General features: G+C 46.7%; 13 protein-coding genes. 4 read left to right on the top strand and 9 right to left on the bottom strand.

What is annotated here, in order from left to right; genetic code table 11:
• Positions 1-26: 26 nt before the first annotated feature.
• From EYQ95_RS06995 to yacG, 3 genes are read left to right on the top strand one after another with little or no spacing between them, the layout of a single operon-like run.
• Positions 27-884, top strand: a complete 858-nt coding sequence (locus EYQ95_RS06995; RefSeq protein ID WP_343142076.1) for an A24 family peptidase — start codon at positions 27-29, stop codon at positions 882-884.
• Positions 881-1,510, top strand: coding sequence for a dephospho-CoA kinase (gene coaE / locus EYQ95_RS07000; protein ID WP_111915186.1), 630 nt, complete (start codon positions 881-883; stop codon positions 1,508-1,510). The genes EYQ95_RS06995 and coaE overlap by 4 nt, the downstream gene beginning before the upstream one ends.
• 13 nt (positions 1,511-1,523) lie before the next feature.
• Positions 1,524-1,724, top strand: coding sequence for a DNA gyrase inhibitor YacG (yacG, locus tag EYQ95_RS07005; RefSeq protein WP_111915187.1), 201 nt, complete (start codon positions 1,524-1,526; stop codon positions 1,722-1,724).
• Here yacG and mutT read toward each other — a convergent pair.
• From mutT to EYQ95_RS07020, 3 genes are all read right to left on the bottom strand, one after another.
• Positions 1,686-2,090, bottom strand: a complete 405-nt coding sequence (mutT, locus tag EYQ95_RS07010) for an 8-oxo-dGTP diphosphatase MutT (RefSeq protein ID WP_111915188.1) — start codon at positions 2,088-2,090, stop codon at positions 1,686-1,688. The genes yacG and mutT overlap by 39 nt on opposite strands.
• A gap of 80 nt (positions 2,091-2,170) precedes the next feature.
• The gene (gene secA, locus EYQ95_RS07015; RefSeq protein ID WP_111915189.1) at positions 2,171-4,897 is read right to left on the bottom strand and encodes a preprotein translocase subunit SecA; all 2,727 of its coding nucleotides are present in this window, start codon (positions 4,895-4,897) and stop codon (positions 2,171-2,173) included.
• Between the two features lie 124 nt (positions 4,898-5,021).
• A complete protein-coding gene (locus tag EYQ95_RS07020) occupies positions 5,022-5,951 on the bottom strand; it encodes a M23 family metallopeptidase (RefSeq protein WP_111915190.1) in 930 nt (309 codons plus the stop codon).
• Between the two features lie 28 nt (positions 5,952-5,979).
• Between EYQ95_RS07020 and EYQ95_RS07025 the strand changes: the two genes are divergently transcribed.
• A complete protein-coding gene (locus EYQ95_RS07025; RefSeq protein ID WP_111915191.1) occupies positions 5,980-6,306 on the top strand; it encodes a DUF721 domain-containing protein in 327 nt (108 codons plus the stop codon).
• Here EYQ95_RS07025 and lpxC read toward each other — a convergent pair.
• The 6 genes from lpxC to murC all read right to left on the bottom strand — a co-directional run bounded on the left by lpxC (position 6,282) and on the right by murC (position 12,951).
• Positions 6,282-7,196: a UDP-3-O-acyl-N-acetylglucosamine deacetylase gene (lpxC, locus tag EYQ95_RS07030; protein ID WP_111915192.1), complete on the bottom strand. Its 915-nt coding sequence runs from the start codon at positions 7,194-7,196 to the stop codon at positions 6,282-6,284. The genes EYQ95_RS07025 and lpxC overlap by 25 nt on opposite strands.
• A gap of 150 nt (positions 7,197-7,346) precedes the next feature.
• A complete protein-coding gene (gene ftsZ, locus EYQ95_RS07035) occupies positions 7,347-8,537 on the bottom strand; it encodes a cell division protein FtsZ (protein ID WP_243699871.1) in 1,191 nt (396 codons plus the stop codon).
• 48 nt (positions 8,538-8,585) lie between these two features.
• Entirely contained in the window at positions 8,586-9,818 is a 1,233-nt protein-coding gene (gene ftsA / locus EYQ95_RS07040) for a cell division protein FtsA (RefSeq protein WP_111915668.1), read from the bottom strand.
• Between the two features lie 5 nt (positions 9,819-9,823).
• Positions 9,824-10,561: a cell division protein FtsQ/DivIB gene (locus tag EYQ95_RS07045; protein WP_111915193.1), complete on the bottom strand. Its 738-nt coding sequence runs from the start codon at positions 10,559-10,561 to the stop codon at positions 9,824-9,826.
• A 3-nt stretch (positions 10,562-10,564) separates the two neighbouring features.
• On the bottom strand, positions 10,565-11,491 hold the full coding sequence (locus EYQ95_RS07050; protein WP_111915194.1) for a D-alanine--D-alanine ligase: 927 nt from the start codon (positions 11,489-11,491) through the stop codon (positions 10,565-10,567).
• On the bottom strand, positions 11,488-12,951 hold the full coding sequence (murC, locus tag EYQ95_RS07055) for a UDP-N-acetylmuramate--L-alanine ligase (RefSeq protein ID WP_111915669.1): 1,464 nt from the start codon (positions 12,949-12,951) through the stop codon (positions 11,488-11,490). The genes EYQ95_RS07050 and murC overlap by 4 nt, the downstream gene beginning before the upstream one ends.
• Positions 12,952-12,954 lie beyond the last annotated feature (3 nt).

Genomic DNA, 12,954 nt, shown 5'->3' on the forward strand with positions numbered 1-12,954 from the left:
TTGTCTTTTCACCAAGGAGAAAGTGCGTGTTAGAACTATTACAACAAGAACCCATGCTAGCCCAGGTATTCGCTTTTTTATTTGGCCTAATGGTGGGCAGCTTTCTCAATGTGGTTATTGCGCGCCTACCCGTAATGTTAAAACGGCAGTGGCAAATAGACTGCGCCGAATCGACAAAACAAGCACCTCCGCAATTTGACAAGTTTAATCTAGCAGTACCCGGCTCACGCTGCCCTCATTGTGAAACGTCACTGCGTTGGTATGAGAATATCCCCGTATTGAGTTATGCGCTCCAGCGTGGAAAGTGCCGACATTGCAGCGCAAAAATTTCTATTCGCTATCCAATCGTAGAGCTGGCTGCTGCATGTTTGACTTGGGCCTCGGTTTACCAGTTTGGGTTTACATTATTGGCACTTAGCTATGTCGCATTTCTACTCATTCTACTTACGCTAAGCTGTATCGACCTCGATGAAATGCTGTTACCCGACCAAATAACATTACCGTTTATTTGGCTCGGCTTAATTCTCAGCATCTCCGTTCTCCCTATCTCTCCCATCGACTCTATTATCGGTGCCACAGCAGGCTACTTGGTTTTATGGTCTGTATTTTGGCTATTCAAGCTAGCAACCGGTAAAGAAGGTATGGGCTACGGAGACTTTAAACTGCTAGCCGCTCTTGGCGCGTGGCTTGGCTGGAAGTTTTTACCTTTTATTGTGTTGGCGTCATCAGTCATTGGAGCCCTCGTTGGCATAGCTTTTCTGTTGTTAAAGAAGTCTAAGGCGGGACAAGCAATGCCATTTGGTCCATTTATTGCCGCTGCAGGTGTAGTTGCTCTATTTTGGGGTGCAGAAATCTATACTTGGTATTGGGAATTAAATACATGACTTCACCCAACCTTCCTTCAACGCAATTTATTGTTGGCTTAACCGGTGGTATCGGAAGTGGTAAATCGTCTGTAAGTGCCCTGTTTGAAGAAAAAGGCATCAAGGTTGTCGACGCTGACATTATCGCACGAGAAGTAGTTACCGTGGGTTCCCCATTACTTACTGAAATTGCTAAACACTTTGGCGACAAAGTAATCAACGAAGATGGGAGTATCAACCGTGCTCAACTCAGGGAAATCGTTTTCTCTAACCCAGACGAAAAAACCAAGCTAAACCAACTGATGCATCCGGTTATACGCAAACATATCGTAGATGCACTAAGTTCCGCACAATCTGCGTACGTTATTCTGAGTGCCCCTCTATTGTTTGAAAATAATCTAGATGCCATCACACATCGAGATCTTGTCGTCGATGTGCCGGAGCATATTCAAATCGAAAGAACCTCCGCAAGAGACAAAGTAAACCAAACACAAGTTGAATCGATTATTAAAGCACAAATAAGTCGTAATGAACGATTGGAAAAAGCCGACGATATTATCGATAATAGCGGCCCTCAGTCATTTTTGAACAAACAAGTCGATGAGCTCCACGCAAAGTACTTAGAGCTTGCTCGCGCCATTAAATAAATTTAGAGGAACCATGCCGAATACAACTACAGTTCAATGCCCCACTTGCGATACCAAAGTAAAGTGGACATCTGAAGCGAAGTACCGTCCATTTTGCAGCGAACGCTGCAAACTCATTGATTTGGGTGAATGGGCAAGTGAGGAAAAAAGAATTCCAGGGGAAGAGCTTCCTCCCTCAGCCAACGAATCCGACTCTTCGGTTGATGGCTTCTAAAATAGGCGCATTCGCCGCAGGAAATTCATAATCTGACAACGTATGAAGAGGCACCCACTTCCAAGGTTGCCCTTCATTCGCGTGAGGTTCTCCACTAAAGTCCTCACTCCACCAAACATCTAGTAGCACTGTCTTGTCACCATAGTCATGACTTATTTCAATAAGGGGCTCAGCGCTTCGCACCTCTACAGCTAACTCTTCTAGCAATTCTCGAGTTAAGGCTTGTTGTACCGTTTCACCCACTTCCACTTTTCCGCCTGGAAATTCCCATAAATTTCCTTGGTGCTGGTTTGCTGCACGAAAGCTAAGCAAAACTTCTTGTTCGTTATTTACAATAACAGCAACGGCAACATGAACTCGTTTCACAATATTGTCCTCGGATTATAAAAAAGCGGTGTCACTGTAACAGTCACACCGCTGTATTTATTACGCAATAACTTAATTGGTTAGGTTAGCTTTCCGTGGCACTGCTTGTACTTTTTACCTGAACCGCAAGGGCAAGGATCATTACGCCCTACCTTCGCGCCTTCACGCACAACAGTTTGCGCACCTTCACTAGCTGCTGAATCTCCGCCTGAAGTCGGGGCAGACTCATGCTTGTACTCCTTTGGCGCTTCCTCAGACTTACGACGCTGCGCTTCAACCGCTTCTACGTCTTCTTCAGCACGAACCTTAACCTTACTCAAGATCCCGATAACATCGACCTTCAAGCCTTCGAGCATATCCATGAACAGGTTGTACGCTTCACGTTTATATTCCTGTTTCGGGTTCTTCTGAGCATAACCACGCAAATGGATGCCTTGGCGCAGGTGGTCCATTGCAGCCAAGTGTTCTTTCCAGTGGGTATCAAGGCTTTGTAGCATTACGGCTTTTTCAAAGTTACGAATAACCTTCTCACCTACCTGTTGCTCTTTCTCTTGGTAGGCAGTTGCCGCTTCCTCAATGATACGTTCGCGTAAACGCTCTTCAAATAACTTATCGTCGTCATCAAGCCATTGCTGTATCGGTAAATCTAGATCAAAGTCCGCACGCAAACGGTCTTCTAAGCCTTTCACATTCCACATTTCTTCTAACGACTCTGGCGGAATGTACTCAGAAATAACCACGTTATATACATCGTCGCGAATCACTTCGATGGTTTCTTTAATATCGCCTTCGTTTAATAACTCATTGCGCTGTTCGTAAACCACTTTACGTTGGTCATTGGCAACATCGTCATACTCAAGCAGCTGTTTACGAATATCAAAATTACGCGCTTCCACTTTGCGTTGAGCATTCTCAATAGCTTTTGAAACCCATGGGTGTTCAATAGCTTCGCCAGGTTTCATACCTAAGCGCTTCATCATCGCACCCATTTTGTCCGACGCAAAAATACGCATTAAGCTGTCGTCGAGTGACAAATAGAAACGAGAAGAACCAGGGTCACCTTGACGGCCCGAACGTCCGCGCAACTGGTTATCGATACGGCGAGATTCGTGGCGCTCGGTACCCACAATGTGCAAGCCACCCGCTTCAATAACTGCGTCATGGCGTTTCTGCCAATCTTCTTTAACTTGAGCAACTTTAGCTTCGTCTGCATTCTCTAAAGCGTCGAGCTCTGTTTGTAAGTTACCGCCGAGTACAATGTCAGTACCACGACCCGCCATGTTCGTGGCAATGGTTACAGCGCCAGCTTGACCGGCTTGAGCGATAATTTCCGCTTCTTGCTCGTGATACTTCGCGTTCAGTACTTTGTGTTTGATTTTATCTTTTTTCAGTAACTTAGAAACTAATTCCGAGCTTTCTACTGATGACGTACCCACCAATACCGGGCGCCCTGCGTCACGTTGTTCTTTCACATCTTTAATAATGGCGTCGTATTTTTCTGCAGCAGTTAGGTAGATCAAATCGCCGCGATCGTCACGAATCATAGGTTTGTTGGTTGGAACAACCACTGTTTCCAACCCGTAGATATCCTGGAATTCGAACGCTTCGGTGTCTGCTGTACCAGTCATCCCCGCTAGCTTAGTGTACAAACGGAAATAGTTCTGGAATGTAATCGACGCCAATGTTTGGTTTTCGTTTTGAATCGATACACCTTCTTTTGCTTCAATAGCTTGGTGTAAACCTTCAGACCAACGACGACCTTCCATAGTACGACCAGTATGTTCGTCAACAATAACGATCTGGCTGTCTTTAACTATGTAATCAACATCGCGCTTAAATAAATGATGCGCACGTAATGCAGCGTTTACATGGTGCAACAATGAGATATTGGCAGCAGAATATAATGAATCTTCTGGCTTTAATAACTCGGCTTCACGAAGGATATCTTCGATTCGCTCTTGGCCTTGCTCCGTTAAATGTAACTGGCGTGCTTTCTCGTCAATCGTGAAGTCTGCGCGGTCTTCTTCAGCAACTTCAGTGTCTTTAGTTTCCTCAACCATTTGGCGTTTTAACACGCCCACTAACTGGTTGATTTGCTTGTAAAGCGCAGAAGAGTCTTCTGCAGGGCCAGAAATAATCAATGGTGTACGAGCTTCGTCGATAAGAATCGAGTCAACTTCATCGACAATGGCGTAATAAAGTTCGCGTTGCACACGCTCTTTCGGTGAAAATGCCATGTTGTCGCGCAGGTAGTCAAAACCGAACTCGTTATTCGTTCCGTATAGAATGTCTGCTTGATAGGCTTCTTGCTTCTCTTGTGGGCGCATGCCTGCGACGTTACAAGCAACGGTCATTCCCAAAAACGAAAATAGAGGACGGTTCCAGTCAGCATCACGACGCGCCAAGTAATCGTTCACGGTAACAACATGCACGCAGCCACCGGTAAGGGCGTTCAAATACGCAGGTAATGTAGCGGTTAGGGTTTTACCTTCACCAGTACGCATTTCGGCAATGCGGTTGTCGTTAAGAATCATACCGCCAATAAGCTGCACGTCGAAATGGCGCATACCAAACACACGCTTACTCGCTTCGCGTACAGTTGCAAACGCCTCAACTAAAATACTGTCTAAAGATTCGCCATTCGCTAGGCGCTCTTTAAACTCAGCTGTTTTAGCTTTGATTTCATCGTCAGACAGCTTTTCGTAAGAAGCTTCTAGCGCATTTATTTTGTCAACTTGCTTGCCAAGTTTGCTTATTATCCGGTCGTTACGACTTCCAAAAATGCTCTTTACTAAACTACCAATCATCTGCTTCGAGGTTCCTGCAATTTGCTTTGGGCTAGCTTACGTTCGCTTCACCACACAAAAAGATAATTAAATTTAAAAAACAAAACGGCACCTGTCAGGTGCCGTTGCGAAACTACCCTACGCCTTACTCAGTTGGCGCGCGGCGTGTCACATATTCAGCGGGGTTCAAATGGCGTCCATTCTGCAATACTTCATAATGAACGTGAGGACCGGTTGCTCGACCTGTCTGACCCACTTTACCAATTTCTTGACCGCGTGTGACCACATCTCCAACGGCTACATCATAGTCACCCAAATGTGCGTAACGAGTTCTTAACCCAGCACCATGGTCAACTTCAACTAAATAGCCATAACCTGTACGTCTTCCTGCATAAGTCACAATACCTGCGCCCGTAGCATACACGGGTGAGCCATTGGCTGCAGCGTAATCTATTCCGCGGTGCATCGTCGGGTTACCATTAAATGGGTCACGACGAATACCGTACTGCGAACTCAACCAGCCAGCGCCAATTGGACGACCTGCAATGAAGCGTGCTTCTTCTATATGGTGATTAACCATCACAGACTCAAGTAGGTGAAGCTGATTTTGTCGATCATCAAGCTGAGCAATCATCTGATCAAGGTCATCAAGAATATTATGGTCAGTAACGACGGGCCATTCATTCAGAGAAGCTTCAGGGCCACCCAAAGGCATAGGTGTGTCGAATAGGAACTCTCCATCATCGAAGTTTGCCACTTCAGCAAGACGCTGACCGAAAGCCTCTAAACGCATAAGTTGACCTTGCAACTCACCCATTTTAATCGACATAGCAGTAAGTTCGCGCTGAGCGTGCTCTCGCACTTGCTTGACCGCTTCAGACTCAGCGGCAATACGGAGTTGTTCTGCACGAATACTTTCTTGCGCGACAAGAGGGTCTATACCTTGTTCTTTCCAAGGTTGAGTAATAGATAAAGTTAGGAATGCAGAAATGCCTAATATGGTGAGGAGTCGCCGACGCGACAGGCTAATTTTAAATCTAACCTTTCGACCCTTATAAAGGATTGCTAAACTCATGCAATAATTCACTCACTTCAGTAGATAGATGCTCAAACGTCCACCGAAAACAGCACAACAATTATTGTCCACTGGACCCCTTGCTGAACTGAGTAAACGTACTCATCAGGCTGAGCATCTTAACGCACTCTGGCAGCAAGCCGTTTCACCTGCACTTGCCGCAGCCTCTCGTTGTATCGCCCATCGCGACGACACACTATTTATTCACGTTGCTTCACCCGCTTGGGTTACTCGAATCCGGATTACCGAATCCGAGATTATTCAACGATTTAATCAGATACCTGAGATAAAAGTCAACGCCTTAAATGTTCAAGTAGACCCGAGTATGTCTTACGCTGTAACCGGATCTAAATAACGAATTGGCGCTTCGCTTTCTTTATCTTCAAAGGTTATAAATTCCCAAGCTTCTTGGTTCTGGATTAATTCCACCAAAAGCTTGTTATTTAAAGCGTGACCCGACTTGTGGGCACGCAAGTGTCCTAGAATACTGTGGCCTTGCATATAAAGGTCTCCCACCGCATCTAGTACTTTATGTTTTACGAACTCGTCGTCATAGCGCAAACCTTCCGTATTCAATACACGGAACTCGTCTAACACTACAGCGTTGTCCATGCTGCCACCTAACGCTAGGTTGTTAGCACGAAGTACTTCAATATCTTTCATAAACCCGAAGGTTCTGGCGCGGCTGATGTCGCGAATAAAGTTCTGTGAACTTAAGTCCATAGAAACCATTTGGTTAGTATCAGCGATCGCGGGGTGGTCGAAGTCGATCGAGAAGTCGATTTTGAACCCGTCATGGGGTAACAACTCGGCCCATTTATCACCTTCTTCCACACGTACGGGTTTCTTCACGCGAATAAAGCGCTTAGCCGGCCCTTGCTCTTCCACGCCTGCAGACTGCAATAAGAAAATGAACGGATGAGAACTACCGTCCATAATAGGAATCTCATGTGAATCAACTTCAATATACAAGTTGTCGATTCCCATTGCTGCAACTGCCGCAAGCAAGTGCTCTACCGTAGAAACACGTACGTTTTCTTCATTGATCAAACAAGTACACATGCGCGTGTCGCGCACCAGTTCAGGCTCAACTTTAATCTCGACTACAGGCTCGAGATCGACGCGACGGAAAACAATGCCTGCATTTGGCGCAGCAGGACGCAACGTCAGATTGACCTTATTTCCTTTATGGAGGCCAACACCTGTCGTTGAAATTGCTTCTCTAATTGTCCGTTGTTTGATCATACACCTACCCTCACTGTATCGCTGAGACCTCAAACGCTTTCTCGCGTTGCCTCACCGTGTGACTCACGCCCCCTTCAACCCTTGAAAAACTGGAGTTAAAGGGCGCAAACTATAACAAAAGTCACATTACTGGTCAAGCCAGTCTATTTTTTAATCAGCCTGTCTGCGCAGAAACGCTGGGATGTCCAGGAAGTTTTGCTCTTTTCTCGGCTGACTTTGAGTTCCGGTTTGTACCATCGGCTCTTCAACTTCGCTTTCAGGCTCTAATTTTGGTGCTGCAGAACTAGAACCAGAATAAGGTTGAGAAACGCTACCGCTTGAACGCATACCGGTTGCTTCGGTCTTGCGTGGTTCTACAAGAGCGATGTCAGGCTTACGCTCTGCACCAAGACCCGTAGCAACAACTGTGACTCTCATTTCATCAGACATTTCTACGTCGATAACCGCACCAATGATCACTGTTGCGTTGTCTGAAGCGAAAGCACGAACTGTCTCACCCACAGTATCAAACTCGTCCATGCTCATATCCATACCGGCAGTCACGTTGACCAAAACACCGCGCGCACCAGAAAGGTCGATATCTTCAAGAAGCGGACTGTTAATTGCCATTTCAGCAGCTTCTTGAGCACGGTCTTCACCGCTCGCAATACCGGTACCCATCATGGCTGTACCCATTTCACGCATTACGGTTTGTACGTCTGCAAAGTCGACGTTAATTAAACCAGGGCGCGTAATAAGTTCTGCAATACCTTGCACTGCACCTAGCAATACATTGTTCGCAGCGCCGAAAGCGTCTAGCAACGAAGTTCCACGACCTAATACTTTAAGAAGCTTTTCATTAGGAATCGTGATCAACGAGTCCACGTGCTGTGCAAGCTCAGCAATACCTGCGTCGGCAGACTCCATACGTTTTTTGCCTTCAAATGGAAAAGGCTTAGTCACTACCGCAACCGTAAGTACGCCCATCTCTTTGGCAATTTCAGCAACGATTGGTGCAGCACCTGTGCCAGTACCACCACCCATGCCTGCAGCGATGAAAACCATGTCAGCACCGTCTAGGTAACGCTGAATTTCTTCACGGTTTTCTTCAGCAGCTAAACGACCAATTTCTGGGTTTGCGCCAGCACCCAAGCCTTTAGTAATTTCGCCACCTAACTGCACGGCAACATCAGCACCATTGCGACGAAGCGCTTGTGCGTCAGTATTAGCTGCAATGAATTGAACGCCCTCAATAGATTGCGTCACCATGTGCTGAACGGCGTTACCGCCACCACCACCAACGCCGATGACTTTTATCACCGCGTCTGACTCAAACTGCTCTATCACTTCGAACATGTTCATAGTTATTACCTCTCCACTTTCCTGTAGTTTTTTGTGTTACCCCAAAATTTAAAATTCACCGCGGAACCAACTTTTCACGCGAACCCACCAGTGTGCTTGCTGCTGGCGATTGCGCTCCCTCTCCTGTTCCGCTAACTCCATTTGACCAAATCTCAACAACCCAACAGATGTAGCGTGAATTGCATCGTCGACATAGTCTGAAAGTCCTTTCACCCCTAACGGTGAGCCAATACGCACGGGCATTTGAAATACCTCTTCTGCAAACTCAACCGCACCTTCCATCTTTGCTGTGCCGCCGGTAAGCACTACACCCGCAGCAATTTGTTCGTCTAAGCCACTTTTTTCTATTTCGTCTCTAACCAGCTCAAATAATTCCATATAGCGAGGTTCCACAACCTCTGCCAATGTATGTCTACTCATGGCACGGGCAGGTCTTCCGCCTACTGATGGCACCTCAATGGTGTCTTCCATGCTAACCAACTGGCGTAACGCACACGCATATTGAACTTTGATGTCTTCTGCGTGGCCAAGTGGTGTTCTAAAAATCTTCGCAATATCGTTGGTCACTTGGTTTCCTGCAACAGGAATAACCGCTGTATGACGCAACACTCCACCAGAGAAAATAGAAATGTCGATAGTACCGCCGCCCATATCAACAAGCGCTACACCCAATTCTTTCTCATCATCGGTAAGCACCGCATGGCTCGAAGCCAATGCCGAGAAAATTAAGCTTTCCACTTGTAAGCCACAGCGCTCTACAGCTTTCACAATGTTCTTTGCCATGTCATTGGCACAAGTGATGATGTGTACGCGCGACTCCATACGAACACCCGACATACCCACAGGGCTCTTAATGCTCTCTTGCGAGTCAATCACAAACTCTTGCGGCAATACGTGTAAAATTCTTCTCTCTTGGGCAATTGGCACAGACTTCGCTGCGTGAATGACACTTTCAACGTCGTCTAAAGTTACTTCCACGTCGTTGATGGGAACCATGCCATTTTCGTTTTGACAGCCAATGTGGCGACCAGAAATATTCAAATAAACATTGGTCGCACGGCAGTCAGCCATTAACTCAGCTTCATTCACGGCGCGTTGAATCGACTGCACCACTAGGTTTAAGTCGTTCACGCCACCTTTATCCATACCGCGGCTTGGGGTCATGCCCACACCAATTACGCTCAATTCACCGTCAGGCATAATTTCACCAATTAACGCAGTCACCTTACTGGTGCCTACATCAAGGCTAACGATCATGTTTGATTCTTCATTTTTCACTATCACGTTTATTCACCTGTACTGGTTTCTTGCCAACCGACTGCTGCGCCAGTGTCGTAACGCAAATCGATATAATCTATTTGTTCTTCTTTTTCTTCTCGAATCACCGGCAATAAATCCATAAACCTCTGAATCCTTTCAATTTGTGACTCTCTTCCTAACCTCAATTCAATGCCATTTTGTAACACCAAATTTGCGGAAAATCGGTCGCTCAAACGGAAAACCTGTATTGAGAAACCACCTTGCTCGAGCAAAGTTTGAAACCTCTGAAAATAATCTAAGGTTTCTTCCACATTGTCCGCTGGTCCGTAGAGTTCAGGAACTCTGCCCTTAACATCCGCGACCGGAGCGTTAAATACTTCACCTTGCACATTAAGCACAGCCTCGTTATTCCATAGCGCTTGTGCTTGCTGCTCAACCAAAAACACGTGTAGCGTTCCCGGCCATTCTCTTCTTATCGATGCCGAATAAATCCACGGCAATCCTTCTACTCTTTGTCTCAAAACGTCTGCGTCAGCTGTAAAAAATCCACCTAATCGCTCGCTTCGTAATGCGCCTACCACATCATCCGTTGTTGTGAATACGCGCTCTCCTTTAATAACCACTTCCGTAAACGGTGTTTGCTCCACGTCCGTTACAACTTTGAACAAAACCGCAATGCCGGTAATTAAACCTGCCAAAATGCAGATAAATACGACAACACCTGCCCAAAACTCATAACCTGTGCGCGCCACCGGCTCGCTCATGCCTTACTCCGAAGGCTGCGTAGTTGCCAATACGCGCATCACTAATTGCGAAAAACTCAATCCTAATTGTTTGGCAGCCATGGGAACCAAGCTTTTCTCGGTCATACCAGGCACCATATTTACTTCCAATAATTGCAAGTTACCGGTTGCGTCATACATCATGTCAACGCGACCCCAGCCTTCCCCACCCACGGCTTGAAAGGCTTTTAAAGCTAGCTCACGCGCTGCAAACTCATCCTCATTCGAAAGGCCTGCAGGGCATATATATTCAGTAGTCTGCTCTTCGTACTTCGCTTGGTAATCATAAAAAACATGTGGCGTTTTCACTCGAATCACTGGTAGTGCCGAGTCACCTAATATGCCAATCGTCAACTCTGGCCCCGCCAGCCACTGTTCAATTAATAACTCTGAGTCAAATTGCTTTGCAGCATTAAGCGCTTTTTCTAATTCTTGTTCATTGGTGGCTCGCGCCATACCAATACTAGAGCCCTCATGCGCCGGCTTAACCATAACCTCGCCACCCAGCTGCTCCAGCACAGCACGCAAGTCTAACGAATCCAACATTGACGCGTTCACTGTAAGAGACTGTGCCGTAGGTAAGCCCATACCTTGCCAAAGCGCCTTAGTTTTCGACTTATCCATGGCTAAAGCACACGCAAGCACACCAGACCCGCTATATGGAATCTCTAAGTAATCCAACACCGCTTGTACTTCACCGTCTTCGCCGCCACGGCCATGAAGTGCAATAAACGCCGCATCCACATTTTCGTTAGCTAAGGTCAATAAAGAGCGCTCTTGAGGGTCAAACCACACAACGTCTATATTGTTTTCTTTTAATGCAGCTTCTATGGCTCGACCTGAGCGCAACGAAATCTCCCGCTCCGCCGAAGTTCCACCCGCTAACAATGCAACACGTTTCAAAGCACTCATGCTTTTCCTCCTGTTGCTTTCATTTGCTCTACGTTCAACTGTAATCGATGCAACTCTTTGGCAATACCACCCACGTTTCCTGCCCCTTGCGTGAGCACAATGTCACCCGGCTGAATAACTTCAGCCAACATTTTCGGAAGGTGTTCAGGGCCTTTCACATACACCGGTTCAAACTGCCCACGTTGGCGAATCGAACGACATAAAGCTCGACTTTCAGCGCCCGGTACAGGTTCTTCTCCCGCGCCATAAACTTCTAACAACAGTAACTCGTCCACGTTTACCAGCACGTCTACGAAGTCTTCGTATAAGTCTCGTGTTCTAGAGTAACGGTGCGGTTGAAAGCACATCACTAGACGACGCTCAGGCCAACCGCTTCTTACCGCCTGAATAGTGGCTGCTACTTCAGAAGGGTGGTGACCATAGTCGTCTATCAACATAACTTCACCATCACCACAGGGGTAATGACCAAACTGTTGGAAACGTCGACCAATGCCTTCAAATTTTTCAAGCGCACTTACAATTGCCTCGTCACTCAATCCTTCGTCCGACGCTACAGCTATCGCTGCTAGGGCATTCAATACGTTATGTTTACCCGGTAAATTCAGTTTTACAGCTAGTGGTGGGTGCTCTTTTCTTAACACAGTAAAGTGACTTTGGTTACCAAACTGCTCGTACTGCACAGCCTGAACATCTACCCCTTCATTAAACCCGTAGGTGGTAATTTGACGACCTACACGAGGTAGCAACTCAGTCACTATCGGGTCGTCAGCACACATCACTGCAAGCCCATAAAAAGGCAAGTTATGTAGAAACTCTACGTAGGTGTCCTGCATTTTCGCGAAGTCACCTTGATAGGTATCCATGTGATCGGGCTCTATATTGGTCACAATAGCGACCATCGGCTGCAAGTGCAGAAATGAAGCGTCGCTTTCGTCTGCTTCTGCAATCAAATACTTAGAAGACCCTAACCGCGCATTAGCACCAGCGCTGTTCAGCAAGCCGCCAATTACAAATGTAGGATCACTGCCTGCCTCGGCAAAAATACTCGCTACTAAGCTCGTTGTTGTGGTTTTACCGTGTGTCCCAGCAACCGCAACTCCATGCCTAAAGCGCATCAATTCGGCGAGCATTTCAGCTCTGCGCACCACTGGAATCAATAGTTCTTTCGCTGCTACAACTTCGGCGTTGTCAGCTTTCACCGCAGACGACACCACCACAACACTTGCGCTAGATATGTTTGACGCCGCATGACCCAACTTAATTTCCGCGCCTAGACTACGTAATCGCGTCGTATTGTTATTTTCAGCAATGTCACTACCTGAAACTTGGTAGCCTTGGTTCAACAACACTTCTGCGATACCCGCCATACCGGCGCCACCGATACCCACAAAGTGAATCACACGCACCCGACGCATCTCGGGTACGGTCACCACTTTAAACGGTTGTTTGCTCGCTAGCATCGT

The organism is Lysobacter sp. N42 (assembly GCF_004344885.1).

Coding starts and splice junctions, on each gene's coding strand:
- EYQ95_RS07050 (WP_111915194.1), bottom strand. CDS start 11,491: ATGAGTGCTTTGAAACGTGTTGCATTGTTAGCGGGTGGAACTTCGGCG.
- ftsZ (WP_243699871.1), bottom strand. CDS start 8,537: ATGAACATGTTCGAAGTGATAGAGCAGTTTGAGTCAGACGCGGTGATA.
- coaE (WP_111915186.1), top strand. CDS start 881: ATGACTTCACCCAACCTTCCTTCAACGCAATTTATTGTTGGCTTAACC.
- murC (WP_111915669.1), bottom strand. CDS start 12,951: ATGCTAGCGAGCAAACAACCGTTTAAAGTGGTGACCGTACCCGAGATG.
- EYQ95_RS07020 (WP_111915190.1), bottom strand. CDS start 5,951: ATGAGTTTAGCAATCCTTTATAAGGGTCGAAAGGTTAGATTTAAAATT.
- EYQ95_RS07025 (WP_111915191.1), top strand. CDS start 5,980: ATGCTCAAACGTCCACCGAAAACAGCACAACAATTATTGTCCACTGGA.
- secA (WP_111915189.1), bottom strand. CDS start 4,897: ATGATTGGTAGTTTAGTAAAGAGCATTTTTGGAAGTCGTAACGACCGG.
- EYQ95_RS07045 (WP_111915193.1), bottom strand. CDS start 10,561: ATGAGCGAGCCGGTGGCGCGCACAGGTTATGAGTTTTGGGCAGGTGTT.
- lpxC (WP_111915192.1), bottom strand. CDS start 7,196: ATGATCAAACAACGGACAATTAGAGAAGCAATTTCAACGACAGGTGTT.
- yacG (WP_111915187.1), top strand. CDS start 1,524: ATGCCGAATACAACTACAGTTCAATGCCCCACTTGCGATACCAAAGTA.